At 65.1% G+C, this 25582-nt stretch carries 20 protein-coding genes; 6 read left to right on the top strand and 14 right to left on the bottom strand.

What is annotated here, in order from left to right:
* Positions 1–21: 21 nt before the first annotated feature.
* From AC07VI_RS02690 to AC07VI_RS02675, 4 genes are all read left to right on the top strand, one after another.
* A complete protein-coding gene (locus AC07VI_RS02690) occupies positions 22–1716 on the top strand; it encodes an MFS transporter (RefSeq protein ID WP_492995622.1) in 1695 nt (564 codons plus the stop codon).
* Positions 1703–2902 carry an HlyD family secretion protein gene (locus AC07VI_RS02685; protein WP_492995620.1) on the top strand — a complete coding sequence of 400 codons (1200 nt, stop codon included), beginning with the start codon at positions 1703–1705 and terminating at the stop codon, positions 2900–2902. Before AC07VI_RS02690 ends, AC07VI_RS02685 begins: the two co-directional genes overlap by 14 nt.
* Positions 2899–4296, top strand: coding sequence for an efflux transporter outer membrane subunit (locus AC07VI_RS02680; protein WP_099374245.1), 1398 nt, complete (start codon positions 2899–2901; stop codon positions 4294–4296). Before AC07VI_RS02685 ends, AC07VI_RS02680 begins: the two co-directional genes overlap by 4 nt.
* Positions 4297–4400: 104 nt before the next feature.
* Positions 4401–5141: a hypothetical protein gene (locus AC07VI_RS02675; RefSeq protein ID WP_086143943.1), complete on the top strand. Its 741-nt coding sequence runs from the start codon at positions 4401–4403 to the stop codon at positions 5139–5141.
* 40 nt (positions 5142–5181) lie between these two features.
* On the opposite strand, the gene AC07VI_RS02670 is transcribed toward AC07VI_RS02675, so the two are convergent.
* The 13 genes from AC07VI_RS02670 to AC07VI_RS02610 all read right to left on the bottom strand — a co-directional run bounded on the left by AC07VI_RS02670 (position 5182) and on the right by AC07VI_RS02610 (position 22628).
* Positions 5182–6153, bottom strand: coding sequence for a hypothetical protein (locus AC07VI_RS02670; RefSeq protein WP_086143944.1), 972 nt, complete (start codon positions 6151–6153; stop codon positions 5182–5184).
* Positions 6154–6283: 130 nt separating this feature from the next.
* On the bottom strand, positions 6284–9400 hold the full coding sequence (locus AC07VI_RS02665) for an efflux RND transporter permease subunit (RefSeq protein ID WP_492995617.1): 3117 nt from the start codon (positions 9398–9400) through the stop codon (positions 6284–6286).
* 9 nt (positions 9401–9409) lie between these two features.
* Positions 9410–10585, bottom strand: a complete 1176-nt coding sequence (locus AC07VI_RS02660; RefSeq protein WP_086143946.1) for an efflux RND transporter periplasmic adaptor subunit — start codon at positions 10583–10585, stop codon at positions 9410–9412.
* 13 nt (positions 10586–10598) lie between these two features.
* Entirely contained in the window at positions 10599–12014 is a 1416-nt protein-coding gene (locus tag AC07VI_RS02655; RefSeq protein ID WP_492995615.1) for an efflux transporter outer membrane subunit, read from the bottom strand.
* Positions 12011–12739, bottom strand: a complete 729-nt coding sequence (locus tag AC07VI_RS02650) for a CerR family C-terminal domain-containing protein (protein ID WP_086143948.1) — start codon at positions 12737–12739, stop codon at positions 12011–12013. The genes AC07VI_RS02655 and AC07VI_RS02650 overlap by 4 nt, the downstream gene beginning before the upstream one ends.
* A gap of 263 nt (positions 12740–13002) precedes the next feature.
* On the bottom strand, positions 13003–14364 hold the full coding sequence (locus tag AC07VI_RS02645) for a hybrid sensor histidine kinase/response regulator (RefSeq protein WP_086143949.1): 1362 nt from the start codon (positions 14362–14364) through the stop codon (positions 13003–13005).
* A gap of 142 nt (positions 14365–14506) precedes the next feature.
* Complete coding sequence (locus AC07VI_RS02640) at positions 14507–15241, bottom strand: 2OG-Fe dioxygenase family protein (RefSeq protein WP_086143950.1); 735 nt, start codon at positions 15239–15241, stop codon at positions 14507–14509.
* A 105-nt stretch (positions 15242–15346) separates the two neighbouring features.
* On the bottom strand, positions 15347–17383 hold the full coding sequence (locus AC07VI_RS02635) for a TonB-dependent receptor (protein ID WP_086143951.1): 2037 nt from the start codon (positions 17381–17383) through the stop codon (positions 15347–15349).
* Between the two features lie 21 nt (positions 17384–17404).
* Positions 17405–17893 carry a DUF6702 family protein gene (locus AC07VI_RS02630; RefSeq protein WP_099374247.1) on the bottom strand — a complete coding sequence of 163 codons (489 nt, stop codon included), beginning with the start codon at positions 17891–17893 and terminating at the stop codon, positions 17405–17407.
* Positions 17890–20265 carry a M1 family metallopeptidase gene (locus tag AC07VI_RS02625; protein ID WP_492995611.1) on the bottom strand — a complete coding sequence of 792 codons (2376 nt, stop codon included), beginning with the start codon at positions 20263–20265 and terminating at the stop codon, positions 17890–17892. Before AC07VI_RS02625 ends, AC07VI_RS02630 begins: the two co-directional genes overlap by 4 nt.
* Positions 20266–20430: 165 nt before the next feature.
* A complete protein-coding gene (locus tag AC07VI_RS02620) occupies positions 20431–20892 on the bottom strand; it encodes a MarR family winged helix-turn-helix transcriptional regulator (protein ID WP_086143954.1) in 462 nt (153 codons plus the stop codon).
* A gap of 78 nt (positions 20893–20970) precedes the next feature.
* Complete coding sequence (locus tag AC07VI_RS02615) at positions 20971–21789, bottom strand: sugar phosphate isomerase/epimerase family protein (RefSeq protein ID WP_086143955.1); 819 nt, start codon at positions 21787–21789, stop codon at positions 20971–20973.
* Complete coding sequence (locus AC07VI_RS02610; RefSeq protein ID WP_086143956.1) at positions 21789–22628, bottom strand: phytanoyl-CoA dioxygenase family protein; 840 nt, start codon at positions 22626–22628, stop codon at positions 21789–21791. The genes AC07VI_RS02615 and AC07VI_RS02610 overlap by 1 nt, the downstream gene beginning before the upstream one ends.
* A 109-nt stretch (positions 22629–22737) precedes the next feature.
* Between AC07VI_RS02610 and AC07VI_RS02605 the strand changes: the two genes are divergently transcribed.
* Entirely contained in the window at positions 22738–23691 is a 954-nt protein-coding gene (locus AC07VI_RS02605) for a LysR family transcriptional regulator (RefSeq protein ID WP_226935396.1), read from the top strand.
* 3 nt (positions 23692–23694) lie between these two features.
* Here the strand turns inward: AC07VI_RS02605 and AC07VI_RS02600 are convergent, their stop codons facing one another.
* Complete coding sequence (locus tag AC07VI_RS02600) at positions 23695–24765, bottom strand: M29 family metallopeptidase (RefSeq protein ID WP_099374250.1); 1071 nt, start codon at positions 24763–24765, stop codon at positions 23695–23697.
* A 303-nt stretch (positions 24766–25068) separates the two neighbouring features.
* Between AC07VI_RS02600 and AC07VI_RS02595 the strand changes: the two genes are divergently transcribed.
* Positions 25069–25488 (top strand): hypothetical protein, encoded by a 420-nt coding sequence (locus AC07VI_RS02595; protein ID WP_086143959.1) that lies wholly within the window; start codon positions 25069–25071, stop codon positions 25486–25488.
* The last annotated feature ends 94 nt before the right edge of the window (positions 25489–25582 follow it).

The following is a 25582-nucleotide window of genomic DNA, read 5'->3' as shown; positions in this document are numbered from 1 at the left end:
AAACCAGATCGTGATTGCCGCATGGACAAGTACACACCACGGACCTGGGGGCCGGGCGAACGCCCGAACCTGCCCGGGTCGCCATCGACGCCCGAACATTCGACGCCCAGGCGCGTCGCGTATTTCATCGTCGGCCTGATCGTCGCGCTGACGGGGGGGCTCGGCAACGGCCTGGTGACAGCCAACCTGCTGAATCTGCAAGGTTCGCTGGCCGCCTATGCCTACCAGATGCAGTGGCTGCCGGCCGCCTATGTGATGACCATCGTGTCCATGAATCTGCTGCTGGTGAAATTCCGCCAGCAGTTCGGCCTGCGCCTGTTCACCGAATTCTTCCTCGTGCTGTATGCGCTCGTCACCTTCGCCCACCTGTATGCGAACACCTTGCCGTCGGCGATCGCCGTGCGCGCTGCACACGGCATGGTGGGCGGCGCGCTGGGCGTGCTGGGGCTGTACTACACCTTGCAGGCGTTTCCCGCCAAGCACCGCCTGAAGGGTGTGGTGCTGGGCCTGGGCTTTGCGCAACTGGCGCTGCCGCTGGCGCGCATCTTCACCTCCGAACTGCTGCAGATCGGCGAATGGCACGGCCTGTACCTGTTCGAGCTGGGCCTGGCCCTGCTGGCGCTGGGCTGCGTGCTGGCCCTGAAACTGCCGCCGGGCGACCGCGTGCAGACCTTCGAGCCGCTCGACTTCCTCACCTTCATCCTGTTCGCGCCCGGCGTGGCCCTGTTGTGCGCCGTGCTGGCGCAGGGACGCACGGCGTGGTGGATGGAGGCCGAGTGGGTAGGCGTGTGCCTGGCGGGCTCCATCGTGCTCATCGCCGCCGCGCTGGCCATCGAGCATAACCGCGCGCGCCCGCTGCTCAACACGCGCTGGCTCACCACGGGCAAGATCGCCAAGCTGTTTTTATCGGTGCTGCTGTTTCGCATCGTGCTGTCCGAATCGACGGGCGCCGTCGGCTTCCTGCAGGCGCTGGGCCTGAACACGGACCAGATGCAGAACCTGTTCGTCGTCGTGCTGCTGGGCAGCGTGGCAGGTTTGGTGGTCAGCGCCCTGACGATCAACCCGGCCACCACCCACCGCTCGCTGATGTTCGCGCTGCTGCTGATCGCTGCCGGCGCGTTGATCGACGCGCACGCCACCAGCCAGACGCGCCCCGTCAACATGTACGTGAGCCAGTTCCTGCTGGCCTTCGGCGGCACGTATTTTCTCGGCCCCACCATGGTGTCCGGCATGGGCGCCGTGATCGCCGAACCGCGCAACCTGGTCAGCTTTTCCGTGATGTTTACCATGACGCAGAACCTGGGCGGCTTGCTCGGTTCGGCCATCGTCGGCACCATCCAGACGGCGCGCGAAAAATACCATTCCAGCTATCTGGTCGAACACCTGACCATGCTCGACCCGCAGGTGGCTGCCCGCCTGCAGTCGGGTGCAGCGGCCTATGGCGGCGTGCTGGGCGACCCCGCGCTGCGCAGCGCCCAGGGCGTGGCGCGGCTGGGCGCCATCGCCACGCGCGAAGCCAATGTACTCGCTTATAACGACGTTTTTCTGATGATCGCCGGCGTCGCCCTTGCCACCTTGCTGTGGATGCTGGTCAGCCAGTCCTGGACCCGCATCACCATGGGCGCGCGGCGCCTGGTCGGCCCCGTGCGCGACGCGCAAACGGCCATGGCCATCGTCCCCATTACCAATTCGGAACCGAGCAATGACAGAAAATAGGAATCCACCGCCAGCACCGGCAACGCCTCCAGCCGCATCCGCGCCGGCGCCCGCCACTACTTCAGCCTCGGCGCAGCCGGACCGGCGCCACCAGTGGCTGTCCGCGCTGGCCTTTGCCGCCGTGGCCCTGGTGGGCGTGCTGATCGTGCTGTATGCGTGGCGTTTGCCGCCGTTCACCAGTCCCATCGTGACGACGGAAAACGCCACCGTGCGGGGCCAGGTGACCATCATCGGCACGCAGCTATCGGGCTATGTGGTGGAAGTGACGGTGCAGGATTTCATGGACGTCAAGGAAGGGCAGTTGCTGGTGCGCATCGACGACCGCATCTACCAGCAGCGCTACGAGCAGGCGCAAGCGCAACTGGCGGCGCAACAGGCGGCGCTGTCGAACTGGGCGCAGCAGAAGGCCAGCGCGCAAGCGGGCATTTCCGTCAGCGAGGCGGCGCTGGCCAATGCGGAAGCGCAGGCGCGCAAGGCCAGCGCCGACTTGAACCGGGTGGAGCAGCTGGTGGCCGACGGTTCGTTGTCGCAGCGCGAACACGACCAGTCGCGCGCCACGCAGGCGCAGATGGCGGCCGCGCTGGCGCAAGCCCGCGCCAACCTCGACATCGCCCAGCAAAGCGTGCATTCCGTGGTGGTCAACAGACAGGCGCTGGAAGCGGCCGTGGCGAACGCGCAGGCGGCCGTCAAGGCGGCCAGGATCGACCTCGATAACACGCGCATCGTGGCGCCGTCCGATGGCCAGCTGGGACAGGTGACGGTGCGCCAGGGCGCGTACGTGAATTCGGGCGCGCAGCTGATGGCGCTGGTGCCGCGCCAGATGTGGGTGATCGCCAATTTCAAGGAAACCCAGATGAACGGCGTGCAGGAAGGGCAGAGCGCCACCTTCCACGTCGACGCGCTCGATGGCGCCGTGCTGACGGGGCAGGTCGAGCGCATCTCGCCGGCCACGGGTTCCGAGTTTTCCGTGCTGCCGGCCGATAACGCGACGGGCAATTACCTGAAAATCGCCCAGCGCATTCCCGTGCGCATCCGCATCGATCCGGGGCAGGGGAATGCGCGCCGCCTCGTGCCGGGCATGTCGGTGGTGGTCAGTGTCGATACCTCCGCCGTGCTGAATGACTCGGCGGAGAATCCCGCGCCGCCGCCGCCGTCGAAGAAGGCGCCCGCGAAGGCCAAGCCATGACACGCCGCCGATTACTGATGGCCGCTGCGCTGGCGCTGGCCGGCTGCGCCGCCAAGGCGCCGCCACAGCCCGCATCGACCTTGCAGCTGCCGTCCGGCTGGCGCGCGCCGGCCGATGCCGCGACGTCGCCGGCGAACGGCGCCCATGTGGAGCTGCTGTGGTGGCAGGCCTTCGGCGACCCTGTTTTAAGCAATCTGGTGGGCGAGGCGCTGGCGCGCAATGGCGACTTGCGCGTGGCGCGCGCCCGCGTGCAGGAATACCGCGCGCGCCTGGCGCAGGCCGACGCCAACCGCGCGCCCAACCTGGCCTTCGACGGTTCGCCCACGCGCACGCGCACCCTGGCGTCGAGCGGCAAGCCGTATGTGACGAACGTCTTCCAGGCCGAACTGCAGGCCAGCTATGAAATCGACGTGTGGGGCCGGCTGGCCAGTCTGAGCGATGCAGCCGGCGAGAGCTACCGCGCCGAGCAGGCCAGCCTCGATGCGGCGGCCCTGTCGCTTGCCGCCAGCGTGGCGACGAGCTACCTGAACCTGCGCGGCCTCGATGCCCAGCTGGAGCTGATCCAGTCGACCCTGCAGCTGCGCGAACAGTCGCGCGAGCTGGCGCGCAAGCAGTTCGAGGTGGGCTACAGCTCGCGCCTGGAATGGCTGCAGGCACAATCGGAATACCATGCGGCGGCCGAACAGGTACCGCAGCTGCAGCGGCAGATATTCGAGCAGGAAAATGCGCTGGCAGTCCTCGTCGGCGGCAATCCCGGCCGCATCGCGCGCGGCTTGCCGCTGGCGCAACTGAATGCGCCCTCCGTGCCGGCTGGGCTGCCATCCGAACTGCTGCGCCGCCGGCCCGACATCGCGCGCGCGGAACACAATCTGGCGGCCGCCAATGCCAGCCTGGCCGCCACGCGCGATCAGCTGCTGCCCTCGTTCAAGCTGACGGCCGTCGGTGGCGGACAAGCCACCACCTTGACCGACTTCCTGCATGCGCCCACGGCCCTGTGGCGCCTGACGGCGCTGGCGGCCGGCCCCCTGTTCGACGGCGGGCGGGTGCAGGCGCAGACGGAGGCCGCCGGCGCGCAGCGCGACCAGCTCGTGTACGCGTATGAAAACGTGGTGCGCAACGCGTTCGCCGAAACGGAGAACAGCCTTGCGGCCATCTACCGGCTGCAGCAGCAAGCCGTGGAAAACGACGCGCGCCGCGCCGCGGCGGCGGACACCCTGCGCATTGCGCACAACCGCTACCGCAATGGCTACGCCTCTTACCTGGAAGAACTCGATGCCCAGCGCACCCTGTACAGCGCCGACGTGGGCTTGCTGCAGCTGAAAACCCGCATCCTCGTTTCCTCCGTCGACCTGTACCGCGCCATGGGCGGCGGCTGGTCGGCCAGGGGCCAGTAACGCCGGCATGCCCGACGCGGCGGTTTGCCGCGGCCGGTGTAATATCTCGCTGGGGAAAGCGGCGGCATGGTGCCAGCTGCTCCCATTACGAACGAGGTCGCGGCATGACGATTTTTGGCATAGGCATCCACATCCTGATCGCGGTATTTTTTGCGATTCACGTGGTGCGCAACGGGCAGCAGCTGTACTGGCTGCTCATTTTATTCATGTTTCCGCTGCTGGGCAGCGTGGTGTATTTCTTCGCCATCTACCTGCCCAATTCGCGCCTGCAGCAAGGCGCGCGCAAGGTCGCATCGGTGGCCGTGCAGGTACTTGATCCGAACCGCGAGCTGCGCGAGGCGAAGGCCGCCTTCGAGTACACGCCGACGGCGCAAAACCAGATGCGCCTGGCCAGCGCGCAGCTGGAGGCGGGTGATGCGCAGGAAGCCGCATCGACGTACGAAGCCTGCCTGCGGGGAGCGTTTTCATCGGACCTGGAAATTCGGCTGGGCGCGGCGCGCGCCTATCTGGAATGCGCGCGCGGCGCCGAAGCGCTGACGCACCTGGAATTCATCCGCCGCACGGATATCCATTTCCGTCCCGAGATGGTGTCCCTGCTGACGGCGCGCGCCCTGGCGCAAAGCGGTCGCCAGGTGGAAGCGAAAGCGGAATTCGACGATGCGCTGACGCGCTACAACAGCTTCGATTGCCGTGCCGAGTGCGCGATCTGGGCGCTGCAACAGGGCGACAAGGTGCTGTCGGAACGCCTGCTGCTCGATATCGACAGCGCCATGGCCCGCTGGAGCAGCCATACGCGGGCTATGTATGCGCCGCTGCTGGCGCGCCTGGAGGCGGCGCGCAGGTAGCTCGCTTGCGTGGGGGGCAGACCCGGCGGGTCTGACCTCATCAAACGCCAGGTACTGGATTCTTCCCCTCAACTAATTGATAGCCCTTGCCATCGAAGCCATAGCGCGCGTGGCCGTTCAGGGGCGTGGCGATGCGCGGCGGGTCTTGGTCCGGTTTGACCGTGACGCCCGGCTTGATCTTTTCGGTGGCGCCCTTGAAATCGATCAGCAAGTCATCATACGCGCCGCCATTGCGTGCTGGCGCGAAGCGCCAGTTTCCCTTGACCATCCAGCACTCGTCCGTTTCAGGGCCGCAGGCGCCCATATTGTCCGAGTACAGGTCGATGGCGCCATCGAGTGAGGTGACCTTGCCGTCGCCGATTTCAAACAGGGCCAGTTGCGTGATGGTGTAGCCCTGGCCCGTATAGCCGTGGCGGATCGCCAGTCCCGGCTTGTTCGCGCCCAGCATGATCCAGTGGACTTCGCCGAGCTGCCCCGAAGAGCCCAGTGCGGCGATGTTTTCCAGGCGTTTCACGACTTGCCACTGGCCGTTTTCCGGCGTGCCCTTGGGCGCCAGGAAAAAGACATTCAGCAGCCCCGGCGAGGCATGCGCCGATTCGGCCGTGCCTTCCGTGTTGGCCGTTTCCGCATTCGCCACCAGAATGGCGCTGCCATCGGGCAGCAGCTTGTGGCTGACGGCGCTGACGACGTAACTGAGCTTGTCGACGTGGTTGTCCGGATCGGACAGGTCGGCCAGCGCATCGTCGCTGTCGCTGCGGTAGTCCTTGCCGAAGACGGCGCGCATCATGCCTGCTTCACGCTCGCGCGCCTGCGGCGTGTTCATCGCTTCCGTCCTGGGCGCGGTGGCGGACGGCGATGGCACGTGTTCGGCCGATGCCGTTGCGTCGGCAGCGGCGGGGGCAGCGGCTGCCACGTCGGCTGCCAGCTCGGCGCTGGCGGGGGCTGTCTTGTCCGAGCAGGCGCCGAGCAGCGCAGAGGCCAGTAGCAGGACGAGCGGGGTGCGGTAATTCATAGGCAGGGCAGATTGCGTTCATGGAGAATGGGCGCAGTATGCCAGATAGATGAAAGCGAGGGAGCGCGGCCTGACGGCCGGTTCCTCGCTTCCTTGCCCGCAGGGGGCGATTTTTCAATCAGCCTGGCGCCTATTTTTCCAGCACCACCCTGTCATCGCGCCGCGCGGGCGCCTTCTGGCGGCGCAGTTTTGCCATGCCGCGCTTGAGCAGGTGCTCCAGGTCGTCGATGTAGGTGAACACGGCCGGCACCACCAGCAGGCTCAATAAGGTCGACGTGATCAGGCCCCCGATGACGGTGATGGCCATCGGCGAACGGAAGCTGGGGTCGGCGCCCCAGCCTAGCGCCAGAGGCATCATGCCGGCGCCCATGGCAATCGTCGTCATCAGAATGGGGCGGCTGCGCTTGTGGCAGGCGTCGACCAGCGCATCGAAACGGTTCATGCCCGCCTGGCGCGCCAGGATCGCATAGTCGACCAGCAGGATGGAGTTCTTGGTGACGATCCCCATCAGCATGATCAGGCCGATCATCGACGGCATCGACAGGGCGCTGCCCGTGACCAGCAAGGCCACAAAGGCGCCGCCGATGGACAGCGGCAGCGCCGCCAGGATGGTCACCGGCTGCATGAAGTCCTTGAACAGCAGCACCAGCACGCAGTAGATGCACAGCACGCCGATCAGCATGGCCAGGCCGAAGCTGGCGAACAGCGACGCCATCTCCTGTGCGTCGCCCAGCTCGGCGATCTTCACGGACGGCGGCAAATTCTTCATCGACGGCAGGGCGCGCGCTTCTTCGTTCAGTTCGCCAAGCGTGCGGGAACCGAGTTCAACGTCCAGTGTGACGTTGCGGCTGCGGTTCAGCCGGTCGATCTGCGCCGGGCCGCTTTCCATGGTCACCGTGGCAACGTTCGCCAGGCGCACGGGACCATTCTTGCCGGGCACGGTAAGGCGTTCGATGGCGGCCAGGTCGGCGCGTACGTTATTGGGCAGCTTGACGCGGATCGGCACTTGCCGCTCGGGCAGGTTCATTTTCGTCAGGTCCGTGTCGTAGTCGCCGGCCGTGGCCACGCGTACGGTCTCGCCGATGGCCGCCGCCGTCACGCCCAGGTCTGCCGCCTTGGCAAAATCGGGACGCACGATGATTTCCGGGCGCACCAGCGAAGCGCTGGAATTGACGTTGCCGATGCCTTTCAGGCCGCGCAATTCGCGTTCGACCTTTTGTGCTGCCTCCATCAGCGCCACCGGGTCTTCCGAGCGCAGCACCAGCTGCATCTTGACGCCCGTATCGGGCGGACCAACCGTGAAGCGGGCGCCGGGAATCGCATCGAGCTTGTGGCGCAACTGCGTTTCCAGGCCTGCCATTGATTCCTTGCGCTCGGTACGGTGTACGGTGGTCAGGGTCAGTACGGCGCGGCGCGCTTCGGCCGCCGCGCCGGGGGCGAAGGCGTCGCCGCTGGAGCCGCCGCCGATCGAGCTGAAGACGCCCTTGATGCCGGGTGTCCGCATGGCCGCGTCGCGCGCCATGGCCGCGACGGCTTGCGTTTCACCCAGGGTGGAGCCGGGCGGCAGTTCCAGGTTGATCTGCGTCTGTGCGCGGTCGGCGGCAGGCACGAAGCCCGTCGGCAGCAATGGCACGAGCATGATGGAACCGACAAAAAACAGGCCCGAGGCGATGGCCGTGATGCCACGGTGCTTGAGGCACCAGCGCATCACGCGCAGGTAGCGCGTCATCAGCCAGCCATCCTGCTCTTCCTTGTGGGGCAGCGGTTTCAGTATATAGGCCGCCATCATGGGGGTAAGCAGGCGCGCCACCACCAGCGAGGCCAGCACGGCCAGCACGGCGGTCCAGCCGAACTGCTTGAAGAACAGGCCGGGAATGCCGCTCATGAAGGCCGTCGGCAGGAACACGGCCACCAGCGCGAAGGTGGTGGCGATCACCGCCATGCCAATTTCATCTGCCGCTTCCATGGCCGCTTCCATCGGTGACTTGCCCATGCGCAGATGGCGCTCGATGTTTTCGATTTCCACGATGGCGTCGTCGACCAGCACGCCGACGACCAGCGCCAGCGACAGCAGGGTGACGGTATTGAGCGTGTAGCCGAACCAGTAGATGCCGAGGAAGGCCGGCATCACGGACAGGGGCAGGGCGGCCGCGGCCACCAGGGTGGCGCGCCAGTCGCGCAGGAACCACCACACCACCAGCACGGCCAGCAGAGCGCCCTCGTACAGCAGCTCCATGGAGCCTTCGAAGTTTTCCTCGACGGGGAAGGCGTTGTCGATCGACTGCTGCAGCACCACATTCGGGTTTTCCTTCTGCAGGTCGGCGATGGCGGCGCGCGCACCATTGGCGACGGCCACCTCGCTGGCGCCCTTGGTGCGGAACACCTCGAAGGCGACGACGGTCTTGCCATCCTGCTCGGCCAGCGCGCGCGGTTCGGCAATGGTGTCGCGCACGGTGGCCACCTGGTCCAGGCGCACATGGCGGCCGTCCGGCAGCGGCACTTCCACGCGCGACAATTCATCGGCCGTCTTGACGGTGGCGATGGTGCGCACCGATTGTTCGGCACCGCTGACGTCGCCCCGGCCGCCCGGCGCTTCGCGCTGCACCAGGCGCAGCTGGCGCGAGACGTCGAGGGCCGAGACCTTCAATGCGGCCATGCGCGCTTCGTCGAGTTCCACCTGGATCTCGCGGTAGACGCCGCCCACGCGGGTGACGGCGCCCACGCCGGGCACGGTCAGGAGGCGCTTGGCCACCGTATTGTCGACGACCCAGGACAGGTCGGGCGCGTCGAGCGGGTTGTCCACGCCCCCTTTCGCCGTGGCGATAAAGGTCAGCACCACGCGCCCGGCCGTGGATGCCTTGGTGACGGTGGGGTCGCGCAGTTCGGCCGGCATGTCCGCCTTGACCCGCGCGACGGCGTCGCGTACGTCGTTGACGGCTTCGGCGATCTGCTTTTCCAGGATGAATTCGACGGTCACCGTGACGACGCCATCGAGCACCTTGGTGTAGATGTTTTTCACGCCTTGCAGGGTGGCGACGGAGTCTTCGATCTTGCGCGCCACTTCCGTTTCCAGCTGGGCCGGCGCGGCGCCGGGCAGCACCGCGCTGACGGTGACGATGGGCAGTTCGATATCGGGGAAATCCTGCACCGGATTGGCCTTGTAGGCCAGCAGACCGGCCAGGGTCAGCAGCGCGAACAGCATGATGGCCGGGATCGGATTCTTGATCGAGAGGGAGGAAAAATTCATGGCCTCTCCTTACTTTTTCGCTGCGGCCGGCTTGGCTGCTGCTGCCACCGGGGATGCCACCGGGTTTTGCACATTGCGTACCAGGTCGCCGTCATTGAGGAAGCCGGCGCCGCTGACGACAATCGTCGTGTCGGCCGTGATGCCTTTGATGATCTCGATGCGGTCCGTCAGGCGCCGCCCGGCCTGCACCTTGATCTGGCTGACCCGCTGGTCGGGATTGAGGCGGAAGACATAGCTGAAGCCGTCGCGCACGGCGATGGCCTGCTGGGGCACGGTCAGCGCGCCCGACGTGCCCAGTTCAAATTCGCCGCTGGCGTACATGCCTGCCTTGAACGGCGCGTTTGTGCCGGTACTTGCCGGCAGATCCACGTACACGAGGGCCGAGCGCGTCTGCGGGTCGACCGTGGGGGCGATCATGCGCACCTTGCCCGTCAACACGCTGCCATTGGCCGCCTTCACCTGCGCCAGGGTACCCGGCTTCAGGTTCAGCAGCTCGGTGGCCGTCACTTCGGCGCGCCATTCGAGGCGGCCCTGGCGGATCATGCGGAACAGTTCCGTACCGGCGCCCACCACCGACCCCACGGTGGCCGAGCGCGAGGAGATGATGCCGCTGTCGGGAGCCACCACCTGCGTGTATTTCAGGCGCAGCTGCTGCGACGCCAGTTGCGCCTTGGCCGATGCAATGCGCGCATTGGCAGTCTGTTCCGCCGTCAGGTACTGGCTGATTTGCTGCGCGCTGATGGCGCCCGTGCTTTGCAGCGAGCGGGCGCGCTGCGCATTGGCCGCCGCCTCGGCCGCATTCGCTTCCGCTTCCAATACGGCGGCCCTGGCCTGCGCCACGTCGGCGTTGACCGTGTCGTTCGAGAACACGGCCAGCACCTGGCCGGCGCGCACGACGTCGCCGACATTCACGCGCACGTCAGTGAGGCGCAAACCGTTCGACTCGCTGCCGATGACGGCTTCCTGCCACGCTGCCACGTTGCCGTTGGCGCTCAGCTTGATGGGCAGGCTGGCCGTCTGCGGCTTGGCCGTGGTGACGGTGAGCGCGGGCTTTTGCGTCGCGTTCTTGTCCTTCGCCTCGTCGGCCGCCGTGGAGGCGGGCGCATACAGGGCAAAGCCGGCACCGGTGGCAACAACGAGGGCGGCGAGGGCGATGCCGAGGGGTTTCAAGGTCAGTTTTTTCATGTTGTCGTATCCGTCAGGGGGCGTTGTTGGCGATGGCGGCAGTGTTGTCCCAGCCGCCGCCGGCGGCGCGGTACAGCGCCACCCAGGCGGCGCTGCGTTCGCGCTCGAGGTTGACCACCGTGTTTTCGGCGGCCAGGCGCGTGCGGCGTGCGTCTTCCAGTTCGATCAGGCTGGCCAGGCCATTCTTGTAGCGCTCTTCCGTGGCGACAAACGACACGCGGTAGCCTTCCAATGCCGTCATGGCGTGTTCGCTGCGCGCTTCCGTGCTGCCCAGGTTGACCAGTGCTTCCTCCACTTCGCGCACCGCCTGGCGCACGCCGGCGCGGTATTTCACCACTGCCTCGTCGTAGCGCGCCGTGGCCGCGTCTACCTGGGCGCGGCGGGTGCCGCCATCGAAGATGGGCAGGCTGACGGCCAGCGGGCCGATGCTCCAGGTGCTGGCCGTGATGCTGCTGCCGCCGGAGCGGATATTGCCCTTGCCAATGGAGCCAGTCAGGCTCAGACGCGGGTAGCGCTGCGCCTGCGCGCCGCGCACTTCGAAGCTGGCGGCCGCCACTTCGCGCTCGGCGCTGTACACGTCGGGACGCTGGGCGAGGGTCTGCGCCGGCAACGCCGCGATGGCTACGGGGGACGGCAGGACGGCGGGATTGGCGTCGAGTTTGCGGCGCAGGGCGTCTTCCGGCATGGCTGACAGGGCCACCAGCGCTTTCACCTCCACGTCGCAGGAGGCGCGTTGTTCGATCGCGCGGCTGGCGCCTTCGGCGGCGCTGGCGCGGGCCAATGCCGCGTTGGCGGGCGGCTGGAAGCCGGCGCCGGCGCTGAGCGCCGTCAGGCGCGCCGAGTCGCGGCGCGAGACGGTATCCTGTTCGGCCACGGCCTGCAATTGCCGGCAGGCGCGCAGCAGGTAGTACTGGTTCGCCACTTCGGCTGCCACCGAGACGCGGGCTTCGTGCCAGAGCGCGCGGGCGCTGTCGTAGCGCTCCTGCGCCGCATCGCGCGTGGCGCCGTTGGCGCCGAAGACGTCGATTTCCCAGGACGCCTGCAGGGCCGCCTGCGAGGTGGTGCCGCCCGGTTGCAGCGACTGCTGGCTGGTGCGCACCACGCTGCCTGTCGCGTCGAGCTTGGGCGCCAGCGTCGCGCCGCTAGCCACGCGATCCGCGCGCGCCTGCACGATGCGCGTGCGGGCGGCGGCGACGGTGGGACTTGCCTGCTGGGCGTCGGTGATCAGCTCCACCAGCAGGGCGTCACCCTGGCGCTGCCACCAGCCGGCCAGCTCGGGCAGATTGCCATTATGCGGCAGCGGCGCCTGCCACTGCGCGGGATCCTTGGCGGCCACGGTGGCGGGTGGTCCCTGCAGGGCGCAGCCGCCCAGCGCCAGCACGATGCCGGCGGCCAGGGTACGTCGAACGGCGCATCGAATAGTTGTCATGCTGGTCCTTGTGCTTGTCGTTGAGCGGTAGCGGTGGATGCTGCTTTGGCGAGGCGCTGGCGCTCCACGTCGGCCATGGCCAGCGCGTAGTCGGTCATGCGCGCCAGCCAGGTGTCGAGGGCGCATGGCGTGTCCAGCAACTGCGGGCGCAGGGTTTGCAGCACGTCGGCGCCCACCATGTGCTGCAGGGCCAGCGAGGCGATGGAGAACGCCAGCCGGTGCATGTCGTCGCTGTTGTCGGGCGCGCCCAGGTGGCGTGCCAGCACGCGCGTGAGCGCCTCGTGCTCGGGGCGGATGTTCTGGTCGATCTCGTGCGCCCACAGTCCCGTCGGTTCGAGCATCTCGCGGCACCACAGGCGCATGCAGTCGCGCGCAATCTCGCCCTGCTGCATGGGGGCGAGCAATTGTGCATAAAAGCCTTCCAGGCTTTGCCGCAAGGTGAAGTGGGGCTGGTCGTACTGGACGATATTGTCTTGCGGATTCGACGACTGCTGGGAGAAGGCGGCGCGGTACAGCCCCGCCTTGTCGCCAAAATAGTAGCGGATGGCAGCCGCATTCGTGCCGGCCGCCTGCGCCAATTCGCGCGTGGAGGTCTTGGCGTAGCCCTGCCCGGCAAACAGGCGGATGGCGCTATGCAGCAAGCGCTCGCGCGACTGCTCGCCATCGGAACGGGGCTTGCGCCCGTCATCGACGGGTGACGTGGAGGAAATGTTTTTTTCAATCATGCCGGAGATTTAAGCACATATCTCAAGCGTTTGATATAACTAAATCGATTGATTTAATTAAGAAAGCATGAAGATGCGTGGAAAACGCAGGCAAAAAAAAGCCCGCGAACTGGCGCGGGCCGAATCCAATGTTCGGAGAACGAATTGGAGGAGACAGTGCTACTATAGCGCTGAAAATGGTGCAGTGCAATACCGTAGAACTACTGTATTCAACTCTTGTTGATGGCAAAAAAACAGCATTCCATGCTGCAGCGCACAGAAGCTCAGGCCTTGCTGCGCAGCGCCAGCGTGAAGGTGCTGCCGGAGCCGTAGTCGCTGTTGAAGAACAGGGCGCCGCCGATGGCGTTGGCCAGGTTCTGGCACAAGTACAAACCCAGTCCTGCGCCTTCCACGTGGCGCGTGGAGGTGGAATCGAGTTGCGAGAAGGCCTGGAACAGCTTGGCCTGGTCCTCTTCCTTGATGCCGGCGCCGCTGTCGGCAATGCTCATTTCCGTCACCCGCACGCCGTCTTCCTCGCGTTGGGACAGGCTGATGCGCACCGTGCCCTGTTCCGTGAACTTGATGGCGTTGTTGAGCAGGTTAATGAGGATTTGCGTCAGCGCGCGGCGGTCCGTGTCGATGATGGCGGGCGCCTGGTTTTCCGTGCCCAGCTCCATTTCCAGCGCCAGGCCTTTTTGCTGGGCCAGGGGGCGCAGGGTGTCGGCCACTTCGGCCATCAGTTCCTGGCAGTGCACGGGTTCGATCGACAGGGTCAGCTTGCCCGCCTCGATCTTGGCCACGTCGAGGATATCGTTGATCAGCGAGAGCAGATGGCGCGCGCTGGCGCGGATGGTATTGAGTTGCTTGTCCTGGTCCGATGTCAGGGGGCCGGGCAGTTTCATCAGCAGCGCGCCCGTGAATCCGATGATGGCGTTGAGCGGCGTGCGCAGTTCATGCGACATGTTGGCGATGAAGGCGGACTTCATGCGGCTCGCTTCGGCCAGTTCCAGGTTTTTCAGCGCGATTTCGCGGTTGATGGTTTCCAGCTCGGCCGCATGGTGCGCCAGCCGCATGTTCAGCTCGATTACCTGGCGTTCGCGCGCCTGCAGTTCGCCGTTCACCTGCACGGCCTGCTCATAGGTGGAGATCAGCAAATCGAGGATTTGCTGGCGTTCCGCATTGATGAAGTGCTTCTGGTCGCCCAGGTACAGCGCGATGCCGATTTCGACATTCTGGTTCTTGCGCAGCTTCTGGTTCATCAGCATGTGGCTGATGCGGTTGAGCAGGTAGTCTTCCGCGTATGGCTTGCGGATGAAATTGTCTGCGCCGCATTCGATGCCGCGGATGATGTCCTTCGGGTCGTTGAGCGAGGTGACGAGGATGACGGGAATGTCGCGCAGGGTAGGATCGGACTTGATGGCGCGGCACAGGTCGTAGCCGTTCATTTCCGGCATGACGATATCGGACAATACCAAATGCGGCTTGCGCTCGCGGATGGCGGCCAGGGCCAGCTGGCCGTTGGCCGCCACGCGCGCATTGTAATGCAGGGACTGGATCAGGCGCCGCAAGCGCTCGGCCTGGGTCGGACTATCCTCGACGATCAGGATCTCGATTTCATCAGGCTTGATTTGGTTGTTGGAGTCCACAGACCTCTCCTAGAATTTCAGTGTGGTGATGCTGGGCGCGGCGAGCGCACAATATCGACATCGTATGACTATATCGGATTTAGGTCTGTAAAAGTAACTTCCAAGTAACTATTTTGGCCACTGGGAATGCTGTGGCCGCCTGTCAGTTTTCGCCCTGGAACTGGCCGGCGCGATAGGTCAGCACGAGCGTGTCGCGGTGACCATGGTCGCCGACGGGCTGGATCGGCGTCGATTCATGGATCACGGCGGCATCGTCGAGCAGCAGCAGCGACCACGGCTCGGTGAGGGTAAAGCGCTTGCCGTTGGGGCCATCTGCTTCGAAAATTCGCGTCTCGCCGCCCTTGACCTGCTCGCGCCCGATCAGCAGCACGGCGACGAAGTCGACCCCGTCGCGGTGCGCGCCTTCCGGCGTGGGGCGGCCGATGCCGTCGGTGGTGTCGATGCGGAACTGGTGCGCCTCGATGAACCACGGCTGGCTGCCCTTGACCTGGGAGCAGGCGTCGCCCAGCGCGCGGATCAGCTGCTGCCAGGCCGGCTGCGCCACGATGGCCGGTTCGACCGGTTCGAACAGGCGGTGCATGCCGCCGTGCAGGGCGTTGTATTCCACCGGTTGCCAGTGCGGGCGGTGCGCCGTCTGCGTCAGGCGCGCGCCATCCTGCACGAAGCACGAGTGGCGCCGCCGACGATAGCGGCCGCCATCCTTCAGGTAATTGTCCAGCGCCAGCGCATTCCAGCTTGGTTCGAGCGCGCGCAGCGCGTCGAGCGGGCAGCCGGCCAGCGCGGCCACGTCCTGCGGGCGCAGGACGGCATAGCCGTCGTCGCGCAAGGCGTCCTTGAGGCGGGACGGGGCGGTAAAGATCGGTGCGGAAGTGCTCATGGCGGTGCCGGCCGGAACGCGGCCTGTATCAGTTTGTCCAGCCTGGCATTCTACGACTTCGCGGCGTTTCCTGTGCAGTGTGCGATACGAATTATTCTTGTTGAGTTAAAAATTCTTTACCAGGGTCAGACGCAGCGAGCGCGATTCCACCGGATGGAAGTGGATATCGTCGACTGGCTGCGCCTCGCCGGGCAGGCGCGAGGCATAGTAGTAATCGATGGCCGAGTCGCGCCGGTTGGCCAGGTTGTAGCCCTCCAGTTCCATGCGCAAGGTCTTGTCGATCCGGTAGGCGATGCGCCCGTTCAGGCCCACGCTGGCGGCGGAGCGCACGCTGTTATCCTCGATCAGCGGGCGCGGGCCGAAGTAGCGCAGACGCAAAGAGCCTGACCATGGCCCCTGCGGCGTCAGCGTCATGGCCAGCTGGGCCACCCCTTCGATGGCGCCGGGGATGAAGCCGCCTGCCGGGTCGCCGCCGCGCGAGCGTGCGCGCGCATACGCCAGGTCCAGGTCCAGCGACAGCCAGCTGGCCGCCTTGTAGTAGCTGGAAAACTCGATGCCGTAGCGGCGGCTGGGACGGCCCGCCTCGGTGGCGCCGGCGTCGCCGATGAACAGCAGTTCGGAATCGAAGTCCAGGCGGTACAGCGACAGCGAGGCTTGCAGGCCGGCGATGGCGGCGCTGCGCAAGCCCAGTTCCAGGGCGCGCGAGCGCACCAGGGGCGTGACCTTGTCTGCCGCCTCGCCCGTCTTCGGATCAATGTTGATCGTCGTGCCGCGCGCGTCGTTGCTGTGAAAACCATTGCCAATATTGAAATACGCTTCCGTGTCGCGCCACGGCCCCGCGATCACGCTCAGGCTGGGGCTGAACAAATGGTCGCTGGCCTGGCCCGAATTGGCGGCGCGGTCGCTGCGCACGTCGAAGCGGTAGGCGTCCGCGCGCAGGCCGGCCACGGTGCGCAGCGATCGCGACCAGCGCGTGCTGTTTTCGCCATACACGCCGAGGCTCGTTTCGACGATATGGTCTTGCCGCGTGGTCGACAGGACCTGGCGCCGGCGCGTGTGGTACAGGCCATTATGGATATTGTCGTTCTGCAGCTGCACGCCGATGGTGGTGTCGCTGCTGCCCCTGTCCGTGTGGCGGTGCCAGGTATGGCTGGCATCGAGGCCGGCCGTCACGCGCCGGTCGGGCTGGGCGAACTGGTCGCCGTTGACCGGGTCGTCCATCGCATACGTAAAATTCGAGAACAGGGCCAGGCGGTTGGCGATCATGTACGCGCTGACCCTGGACGACGCGTCGTCCGTCGTCTGGCGCCAGGCGCCAGACAGGCTGTAGCGCTGCGCCTTGCCGCCGTCGCTGGCATCGATGGCGTCGAAGCGGCCCAGCGCACCATCCTGCACGGCGCGCAGCGGAATCTGGTCGGTGGCGTACCAGCTGGCGTCATACGCCATGGCCGTGACGTTGAAACCGTTGTTGGCATAGCCTTCGCTGTAGCGCAGCACGCCATTGCGCTTGCGGTAGCGGTCCGGCTGCGTGAACGGACCATCGTTGTGCTGCGTTTCGAGCGCGTACAGCAGGCTGCCGTCGCCCGCATCGAGCGTATCGGCCAGCAGGGCGCGGCGAAAGCCGTTTTGCCCGATGCCCGCGCTGGCGATGCCCTGCGTCAGGCGGTTCGCATAGACGATGGACGCCGCGCCCGCCGAGGAAAAATCGCCTTGCGCCGCCGAATACGGCCCCTTTTTGTAATCGAGGCGCATGGCCAGTTCGGGGATCAAAAAGTTCAGGTCCGTCCAGCCCTGGCCGTGGCCATGGCTGCGCTGGTTGACGGGCATCTCGTCGACGGTGGTGCGCAAGTCCGTGCCGTGATCGAGGTTGAAGCCGCGCAGGTAGAACTGGTTGGCCTTGCCCTCGCCGCTATGCTGGCTGGCGATCAGTCCCGGCACGGCTTCAAGCAATTCGCCGGGCCGGTAGCTGGTGCGCGCGTCGAGCTGCTGTTGCGTGACGCTGCCTGCGTTGGCCGAATCGGCCACGCCCAGCTGGTTCAGGCGCGAGCCGTCGACCAGCACGCGCTGGAAGATGTCGTCGGCGTGGGCAGCGCTTGCTGAAAACAGCGCGGCGAGGAAGAGGGGAAGAGAGCGTGGCGTCATGGGGGATAGGTGTGCCCGGGCTTAGCGGATCGGCAATTCCGTGTTCTGGCGGTCGAAGATCAGCGTCTGGATGCTGCCGCTATCCTGCACGTTGAGGGTATTGCGCTGGCTGGGCAGGAAGTCGGTCAGCAGCTGGTTATGGATGCGCGTGGCCGGCGCCAGGCGCGTGTGCTCGATTTCCTGGAAGATCACCACGTTGTCGGCGTTGACCTTCATGCCGACCCAGTTCAGGCGTAATCGCTTGCCGTCCGGCCCCACCAGGTAAAACTGCTTTTCGACATAGCGGCGCAGGGCCGCTTCGCTGTCTTCCTGGCCCAGGTCGAACTGGCGCTGGTACAGATTCGTCAGCAGCGCCTGCACGTCGTGGCCCGTGTAGGTGTGCACCACTTCCGTGCTGCCGCTGGCAGCGTTATAACTGATGTCGGCGATGCCCATGTGGAAGTTATGGGCGCCGGCCGCCATGCTGGCGCAGGCCAGCAGGCTTGCCGCGAGAAGGCGCCAGCGCTTCACGCCTCGTCATCCCCGGCCGCGCCGCCGTTCCTGCTTTTCAGGGGCGTATGAAAATCGCGCATCAGGTTATCCTTGGGCGATTTTTCGCTCTTGAACAGTTCCAGGCGTGAAGGCGCGATTTTTCTTGGCCAGCTATTGTTGCTCGTGTCGATGTCGGCCGTTTCCCAGTACGGGTCCTGTACCAGGCCCACCATCGGCTCGTCCGTGATGACGACCTTGGTGATTTTCTTCGGCGAGTAGCGCCATACCTCGGCCGGCACGCGCTCGACGTATTTTTTGCCGCTTTTCAGTTCGATCTCGAGGATCAGGGGCATGACCATGCCTCCCACGTTCGACAGGTCGACCAGGTACAGGTGCTTGCCCTGCTTGAGCAGGTCTTTTTCCCACGGTTCCAGCGCGGCCAGCGCTTCGGCGTAGGCGTTGCGGTCCTTGTTGGTCACCGTGAAATCGTCGTGCTGATTGTAGAAATCCTTCAGTTCCGGATGCGCATCGACGCGGCGTGGCATGCCCTTGTTGGCGCGGTTTGTGACGGACTCCGGCTGGGCGTCCTTTTGCGCTTTTTTCCAGGCCTTTTCCGTTTCCGGATTCTTTGAGCTCACGCCGTACTCCGTGATGCCGTCGATGCTGATGTCGACCGGGTCGGTCGTATAAAACCAGCCGCGCCAGAACCAGTCGAGGTCCGTGCCGGAAGCGTCTTCCATGGTGCGGAAGAAGTCGGCGGGGGTGGGGCGCTTGAATTTCCAGCGCTGCGCATATTCCTTGAAGGCATAGTCGAACAGCTCGCGCCCGAGGATGGTCTCGCGCAGGATGTTCAGGCCCGCTGCCGGCTTGGCGTAGGCGTTGTTGCCGAACTGCAAGAGCGATTCGGAATTGGTCATGATAGGCACCTGGTCGCGGCTACGCATGTAGTCGACGATCTCGCGCGGTTCGCCGCGCGAGGCCGGGTAGTTTTCTTCCCACGCCTGCTGCGCCAGGTATTGCACGAAGGTGTTGAGGCCTTCGTCCATCCATGTCCACTGGCGCTCGTCCGAGTTGATGATCATCGGGTAGTAGTTGTGGCCCACTTCATGGATGATGACGCCGATCAGCCCATACTTGGTGCGCTTGGAATACGTCAGCGCGCCCGTTTTCTTGTCTTTCACCGGACGCGGGCCGTTGAAGGAGATCATCGGATACTCCATGCCGCCCACGGGGCCGTTGACGGAGATGGCCGTCGGATACGGGTAGGCTATGCTGTACTTGTTGTACTGTTCTATCGTGTGCACGATGGCTTGCGTGCTGTACTTTTCCCACAGCGGATTGCCCTCTTTCGGATAGTAGGACATGGCCATCAGCTTGCTGCCGCCCTTGTTGTAGCCCTGCGCATCCCAGATGAACTTGCGGCTCGAAGCCCAGGCGAAGTCGCGCACGTTGGCCGCCTTGAAGTGCCACGTCTTTTGCGCGCGGCTGACGGATTTTTCGGCCGCTTCCGCTTCCTTCTGCGTGACGATGATGACGGGCTTGTCGCTGCCGCGGGCCTTTTCCAGGCGCTCGCGCTGCGCGGCGGACAGCACGTCCTGTGGATTCTGCAGCTCGCCCGTGGCGGCGACGATATGGTCGGCAGGAACCGTCAGCTGCACGTCGTAGTCGCCGAATTCCAGCGTGAATTCGCCCGAGCCGAGGAACTGCTTGTGCTGCCAGCCGGCCGCGTCGTAGTAGGCGGCCATGCGGGGGAACCATTGCGCTACCTCAAACAGCGCGTTCTTGTCGTCGAAGACTTCATAGCCGGCGCGCCCGCCCAGCACCTTCTGTTCGTTGATGCGGTAATCCCAGTCGATCTGGAAGACGAAATCCTGGCCCGGCTTCAGGGGCTGCGGCAGGTCGATGCGCATCATGCTGCGGTTGATCACGTGCTTCAGGGGCAGGCCGTCCGCGCCTTTCAAGGCGCGGATATTGAAGCCGCCCTGGAAGTCGCCGCGCGCCAGCATGCCGCGCAAGCCTTCGAACTTCATCGTGTCTTCGCCCGCCGTCTTGGCCCACGCCTGGCGCGAGGGCGCCGTGGTCATGCGGCGCGCATCGGAATCGGGCCGGTAGATATTCTGGTCCAGCTGCAGCCACAGGTAGCCGAGGGTATCGGGCGACCGGTTATGGTAGGTGATGGTGCCGCTGCCGGCGATTTCGCGCCTGGCTTCATCCAGGGTGGCGCGTATCGTGTAGTCGGCGCGCTGCTGCCAGTAGGCGTGGCCAGGCGCCCCCGAGGCGGTGCGGTAGGTGTTCGGGGTGGGCAGCAATTCTTCGAGCTGGCGGAACTTGTCGTCGAACGGTTCGGCGGCGAAGGCCGACACGGTAAAGCACAGAGCCAACGAGGCTACGGAGCCGAAAGGTATGCGCATGGTCACCCTGATGTTGTTGTAAGGAAATAGTGGCAACTATTCTATACGCAGGGTGAGGCCCTCCTTGTATCGATTTGTAATAAAGAAAGGCGGATTTCGCGCCAGCTTATGCCTGGCGCTGTCAGGGCGATGCTTTACCTGATTTTGCTCGGGAATGCGGCGCTTTTACTCACTTTTCATCAGGCTGTCGCGCAACTGGTTCAGTTGTTGTTTCATGTCCACAACCTGCTCCACGCTGCAGTGGCTGGCCGTCAGGATGGCTTCGGGCAGCAGGGCCGCTGCATGGCGCAGCTGGTCGCCCTGCTGCGTGAGGGAAATGATGACCTGGCGCTCGTCGCTGGCGGCGCGCGCGCGCGTCAACAGGCCTGATTGTTCCATGCGCTTGAGCAAGGGCGTCAGCGTGGCAGAATCGAGAAACAGGCGCTCGCCCACTTCCGACACCGTCAAGCCGTCGCGTTCCCACAGCACCATCATCACCAGGTATTGCGAATAGGTGAGACCGAGCTTGCGCAGCAGCTTGCGGTACAGCTTGTTCATGGCGAGCGAGGTCGAGTACAGCGCAAAGCACAGCTGGCTGTCCAGGCGCGGCACCTGGTGCAGGGGATTGGGAGCGGTGGTGGTATCCATGGGCACAGTATATATAGCGCACTACCTAATTGCAATGCGCGGCGCCGGACCTGGCGATCCGGCACGGGGCGCAGGCGCCTAAGCGGCGTAGCGCGCGCGCAGCAGGGCAAGCATGGCGACGTTCTGTTCCCACGCATCCGTCACCGGCTGCTGCGTCCAGGGCAGAGTTTGCGTGTACGGCGCGGGGCCGAATTCCGGCGTGAACGTCAGGCGCTCGGCGCCGGCGGCGCGACGCAGGGCGACGATGGCGTCCCACCACGCCAGGTGGGCGTCGAGCGCCGGCTTGGCTTCCGGCGCGCGGAAGTCGGCCACCTGCGGCCCCTGCGCATGGCCCACGCGCGCATGCACGTGGCGCACCTGCGGCAGTACTTGCGCCAGGGTCTGCGGCTGGTCTTCCAGCAGCGATTCGCAGGCGCAGCACCAGTGCGACAGGTCGGCCGTCAAGGGCAGCTGCGGATACTGCTGCAGATACGGCAGCAGCAGCATCGGATGGCCGGAAAAGCGGCTGCGGTGGATTTCATGCACGATGGGTACGCCGTGCTTTGCCGAGATGGCGGCGGCCAGGTCGATCAGTTGCCCGTTCTGCGCCGGCGTATAAAAATCCTTGCCCGTGTGCGTGTTGACCAGCACGGGGCGGGCCAGGCAGGCGTTTTCCAGCAGTTCCGCCAGGGCCGCGCGGTGCAGCTCGAAGTCAGCGTGGAAGACGGTTTCCCACTGTGCGGCGATCAGGTCCAGGCCAGCATCGGCGATGCGCCCCGTCCATTCCTCGCGCAGGGCGGCGTCCAGCGGCAGCGACATTTCGATGCCGTCGAAGCCGGCCGCCGCTACCCTGTCGATGAAGACTTCGGGCGGCAGCTCGTTATTGCCCCAGTGGGCGGCGAAGACGTCGATGCGCATCAGACGAAGCCCCGCACGGGGAACGCCGCGTCGCGCTGTATCCAGTTGTGCGCCGCGTATTCGGTCTGGCCGTCCGTGGCATGCAAGGTATAGGCGTGGCGCGAGACGGGCGAGCGGTTCGGCGCGCTGTAATGGGGCAGCAAGCCGTGGAAGCAGACGAGGGCGCCGGCCTTGACTTCGAGCGGCACGGCCGTGCTGTCGTCGGGCCAGGGCATGGCGTCAAGCTTTTCCACGCGTACCTGGTCGCCGTTGCGGATGAAGCGTTCGCGCAGGGGGCCGCGGTGGCCGCCCGGTTCCGCCCACAGGCAGCCGTTGTCCAGGGTCGCGTCTTCCAGCGCGAACCAGAACGTGGTCACGCTGATCGGCGTGGTCTCAAAATATGTGGCGTCCTGGTGCCAGCGCACTTCGCCGCCGATGCCGGGCTGTTTAAATATGTACATCGATTGCCACACTTGCGCGTCCGCCAGGCCCAGGTCGCGCGCCACTTCGGCCAGCTTCGGGTCGGCCGAAAAGGCGCGGAAGACGGGGTCCAGGTCATGCATGGCGTGGCCGATCTTGTTGATCGACAGCGACTTCGCCTGCTTTAACTGGCCGTCCGCGCCGAAGGCCTCTTCCTCGAAGAAGCAGCGGATGGTGTTGTCGGAGGCGAGGAAATAATCGTTGGTGTTTTTTGCCTGGTCGCGCGTGGTGAAGATGGACTGGCTGACGCTGGGATCGAATTCGTTGACAATCTGCTCGGCGCGCGCGCGCAGGGCGGCGATTTCGTCCGCACCCTTGAAATCGGGCAGGATGATGTAGCCATCGCGTTGGTATTGTTCTTGTTGTTCGATCGTCAGCATGGCGGCGGCTCCGGAGATTGGTAGAAGGCGCCATTGTAGGATGGGGACAGTGTGCAAACAATCGCCCGGCGGTTGACAGATTGTCGTCAAAACGAAGACAATCTTTGATATGGATCAACTAAAAGCGATGGAAATCTTTGTCGAAGTGGCGCGCCAGCGCAGCTTTACGGTGGCCGGGCAGCGCCTGGGCCTGACGCGCGCCATGGTCAGCAAGACCATCATGCAGCTGGAGGAGCGTCTGCATGCGCGTCTGCTGCACCGCTCCACGCGCGAAGTGAGCCTGACGGACGCCGGCCGCGCCTACCTGGCGCCGTGCATGGCCACCGTCAGCCAGGCGCAGGAAGCGGCGCGCATGGTGGCGCACGTGGCGCAGGCGGGCGCCGCGCTGGCAGGGCCGCTGCGCATCCAGGCGCCGTCGAGCTTCGGCAGCGCCTGGCTGGCCGATGCCGTCGCCCGTTTCAGCCTGCTGCACCCGCAGGTGCAGGCCGAGCTGTTTGTCGACGATGCGCTGCTCGACCCGATACGCCACGGCTTCGACTTGACCATCCGCGTGGGCGGCATCCCGGACAGCAGCGCGCTGGCCATGCGTCCGCTGGCGCCGTGCCGCGCCGTGCTGTGCGCCAGCCCCGCCTATCTGGCGCAATGGGGCGTGCCGCAGACGCCGCAAGACCTGTTGCAGCATCAGTGCCTGCATTTCAGCCACCTGACCGATGGCACGAACTGGCATTTCCAGCGAGGACAAGGGGAACAGCGCGAAGAAGTGAGCGTGCGGGTGCAGGCGGGTTTCACGGCCAATAATGGCCTGGTGCTGCAGCAGGCGGCGCAGCGGGGGCTGGGCATCGTCTACAGCACCACCTTTCTCGCCTGGCGCAATCTGCTCGATGGCAGCCTGCTGCCCGTGCTGTCCGGCTGGGAGCTGCCCCTGAATCACTTGAGCGCCCTGTATCCGGCCAGCCGCCAGATGTCGCCCAAGGTGCGCGCGCTGATCGATTTCCTGGTGGCTGAATACCAGCCCGTGCCGCCGTGGGACCGCGAGCTGGACGCCGCCGGTTTTCTTAATTGACGATCAGCTGAAGGCGACGGCTTCCACCGTCCACGCGCCATCGGCGTACACGCGCTCGTCGTCGAGGTAGACGGCCTCGGTGACGGCGAAGATATCAACGTGATAGCGTGCATCCTTGCGCTTGAATTGCGGCTTGGTGTAGACGCCATGCTTGGCGCCCAGCGACAGGTGGATGCCGCACATGCGTTCATAGGTGCCGATGTCGTTGACCAGCTGTTCGCGCGAAAAGGCGCGGTTCATGCCGAAGCCCAGTTCGCGCACCCACACTTCGCCTTCGTGCGCGCGGATGATCTCCAGCATGGCCAGAAATTCCGGCGTGGCGTGCTCCGTGCCCGTCACGCGGCCCTTGTCGATGATCAGGGTGATCGGCGTGTCGGGGCGGTTGACCATGAACTGCGTGTCGCCAAAGACGAAGATGCGCACGCGCCCGTTCACCGCTTCCAGGTCCTGCGCTTCCGTAAATACTTCGCCCAGGGGGAACTGGCCGCCGATATTGTTCATGCCGCTGTAGTCGCCGATATTGAGCTTGGCCGATTCGAACGGGGAAGCGAAGACCAGCTGCTCGCCGCCGCTTTCCACCATGCCGTGGCGGGCGCGGTCGATGCGAGCCTTGAGCGCGTGGCCGACGCCGCGGTAGTAGGCGGGGTCATAGGCCAGCGAAGCGATGTAGTGCAGCCCCTGCACGCCGGGCATGCGCGACAGATGCACGTGTTCGATCACCTTCAGGCCCCGCTTGAACAGTTCGATGCGGATGCGGAACGCTTCCAGGCGGAAGCTGGTCGACTGGATCAGCACGACGAGGCTGCCTGCCGGCAGGTCGGCAAACGCGGCCAGCACGGCGTCCGGCGTGACGTCGTCGAAATCGATGAAGGCGGCGTCCGGCAAGGCCTGGCGATACGCTTCCGTCAGCACCACGTTGAGCCAGCTGCGCTTGTCGCAGACGACCAGCGCCGGTTCGTCGGCGCGGTGGCAGATGGCCATGGCCAGCAGGTCGGCCACGTTTTGCGCGGCCACTTCGGTGGCGGCGGCGCTGATGGCGTCGAGCCGGCTGGTGTCATTTTCGGGAAGCGTCATGGTGGCGAGGTCGTCATGCGGATTGAGTAGATAAGCGGGGCATTATAAGGCGATTGCCGCGCGCCTCGCCATTCCCCATCCGGCGGAGGACGCCATGGCGCCAGTCCCCTGATTTTCTTGTGTAGTGCCCTATGGCAATGTATTATTTGATACATAGCATGGCAGCGAGGCTGGGAGCGGTCAGGCGCAGCGGCCCGGTCCGCCTGCGCATGGCACGTTTTCGGTGATAGATGGAAATACAACAAGCCAACAGGCGATGACTAAGAGTGTGATGCGATGAGCATAATCGGACAAGATATTCCCATGGAGCGGCCCGACACGGACGGCCGTGCTGCCGTGTTTGTTCCCGTCACGGGCGTCAAGGAAGATGTCCTGTTGACCATACGCAAAGGTGCGGCCATTGTCGGCTTTGCCAACCACGACCGCACCATTACCGTGTATTTTGAAAGCAACCGATTCGATGACCCCGTGCTGGCCAAGTGGGAGCACAAGGCGCGCAAGGCGTATGACCGCCTGATCGACAATGCGCCCACCGTGTCGAAGCTGACCACCAGCCCCGCCAATTTCGAGCAGATCGGCTACATCAATGGCAAGGGCATCACCATCCGCCGCATGGAAAGCCTGCAGCGCTGGCTCGCGTATTCGGATGCGATGGATTCTTGCCCGGCAACGGATATTATTCCGCGCACGGTGATCGCCAAGCCTGAAAGCGTCAAGGTGTAGGAGCGGTTGATAAAACGCCCATGGCGTTGTTGCCTGCCCCGTTTTTACCTTACTGTACTGAAGTACTGCCTTCGGTGCGGCGCCTGGCCCTGAA

Source organism: Janthinobacterium sp. GW821-FHT03A03 (assembly GCF_059421435.1).
Note: the sequence above shows the minus strand (reverse complement) of the source record. Positions and strands in the feature narration are given on the sequence as shown.

Bases quoted from the DNA above. Each gene is read 5' to 3' on its own strand.
- AC07VI_RS02690 (WP_492995622.1), top strand. From the start codon at position 22: ATGGACAAGTACACACCACGGACCTGGGGGCCGGGCGAACGCCCGAAC.
- AC07VI_RS02685 (WP_492995620.1), top strand. From the start codon at position 1,703: ATGACAGAAAATAGGAATCCACCGCCAGCACCGGCAACGCCTCCAGCC.
- AC07VI_RS02680 (WP_099374245.1), top strand. From the start codon at position 2,899: ATGACACGCCGCCGATTACTGATGGCCGCTGCGCTGGCGCTGGCCGGC.
- AC07VI_RS02675 (WP_086143943.1), top strand. From the start codon at position 4,401: ATGACGATTTTTGGCATAGGCATCCACATCCTGATCGCGGTATTTTTT.
- AC07VI_RS02670 (WP_086143944.1), bottom strand. From the start codon at position 6,153: ATGAATTACCGCACCCCGCTCGTCCTGCTACTGGCCTCTGCGCTGCTC.
- AC07VI_RS02665 (WP_492995617.1), bottom strand. From the start codon at position 9,400: ATGAATTTTTCCTCCCTCTCGATCAAGAATCCGATCCCGGCCATCATG.
- AC07VI_RS02660 (WP_086143946.1), bottom strand. From the start codon at position 10,585: ATGAAAAAACTGACCTTGAAACCCCTCGGCATCGCCCTCGCCGCCCTC.
- AC07VI_RS02655 (WP_492995615.1), bottom strand. From the start codon at position 12,014: ATGACAACTATTCGATGCGCCGTTCGACGTACCCTGGCCGCCGGCATC.
- AC07VI_RS02650 (WP_086143948.1), bottom strand. From the start codon at position 12,739: ATGATTGAAAAAAACATTTCCTCCACGTCACCCGTCGATGACGGGCGC.
- AC07VI_RS02640 (WP_086143950.1), bottom strand. From the start codon at position 15,241: ATGAGCACTTCCGCACCGATCTTTACCGCCCCGTCCCGCCTCAAGGAC.
- AC07VI_RS02635 (WP_086143951.1), bottom strand. From the start codon at position 17,383: ATGACGCCACGCTCTCTTCCCCTCTTCCTCGCCGCGCTGTTTTCAGCA.
- AC07VI_RS02625 (WP_492995611.1), bottom strand. From the start codon at position 20,265: ATGCGCATACCTTTCGGCTCCGTAGCCTCGTTGGCTCTGTGCTTTACC.
- AC07VI_RS02620 (WP_086143954.1), bottom strand. From the start codon at position 20,892: ATGGATACCACCACCGCTCCCAATCCCCTGCACCAGGTGCCGCGCCTG.
- AC07VI_RS02615 (WP_086143955.1), bottom strand. From the start codon at position 21,789: ATGCGCATCGACGTCTTCGCCGCCCACTGGGGCAATAACGAGCTGCCG.
- AC07VI_RS02610 (WP_086143956.1), bottom strand. From the start codon at position 22,628: ATGCTGACGATCGAACAACAAGAACAATACCAACGCGATGGCTACATC.
- AC07VI_RS02605 (WP_226935396.1), top strand. From the start codon at position 22,738: ATGGATCAACTAAAAGCGATGGAAATCTTTGTCGAAGTGGCGCGCCAG.
- AC07VI_RS02600 (WP_099374250.1), bottom strand. From the start codon at position 24,765: ATGACGCTTCCCGAAAATGACACCAGCCGGCTCGACGCCATCAGCGCC.
- AC07VI_RS02595 (WP_086143959.1), top strand. From the start codon at position 25,069: ATGGAGCGGCCCGACACGGACGGCCGTGCTGCCGTGTTTGTTCCCGTC.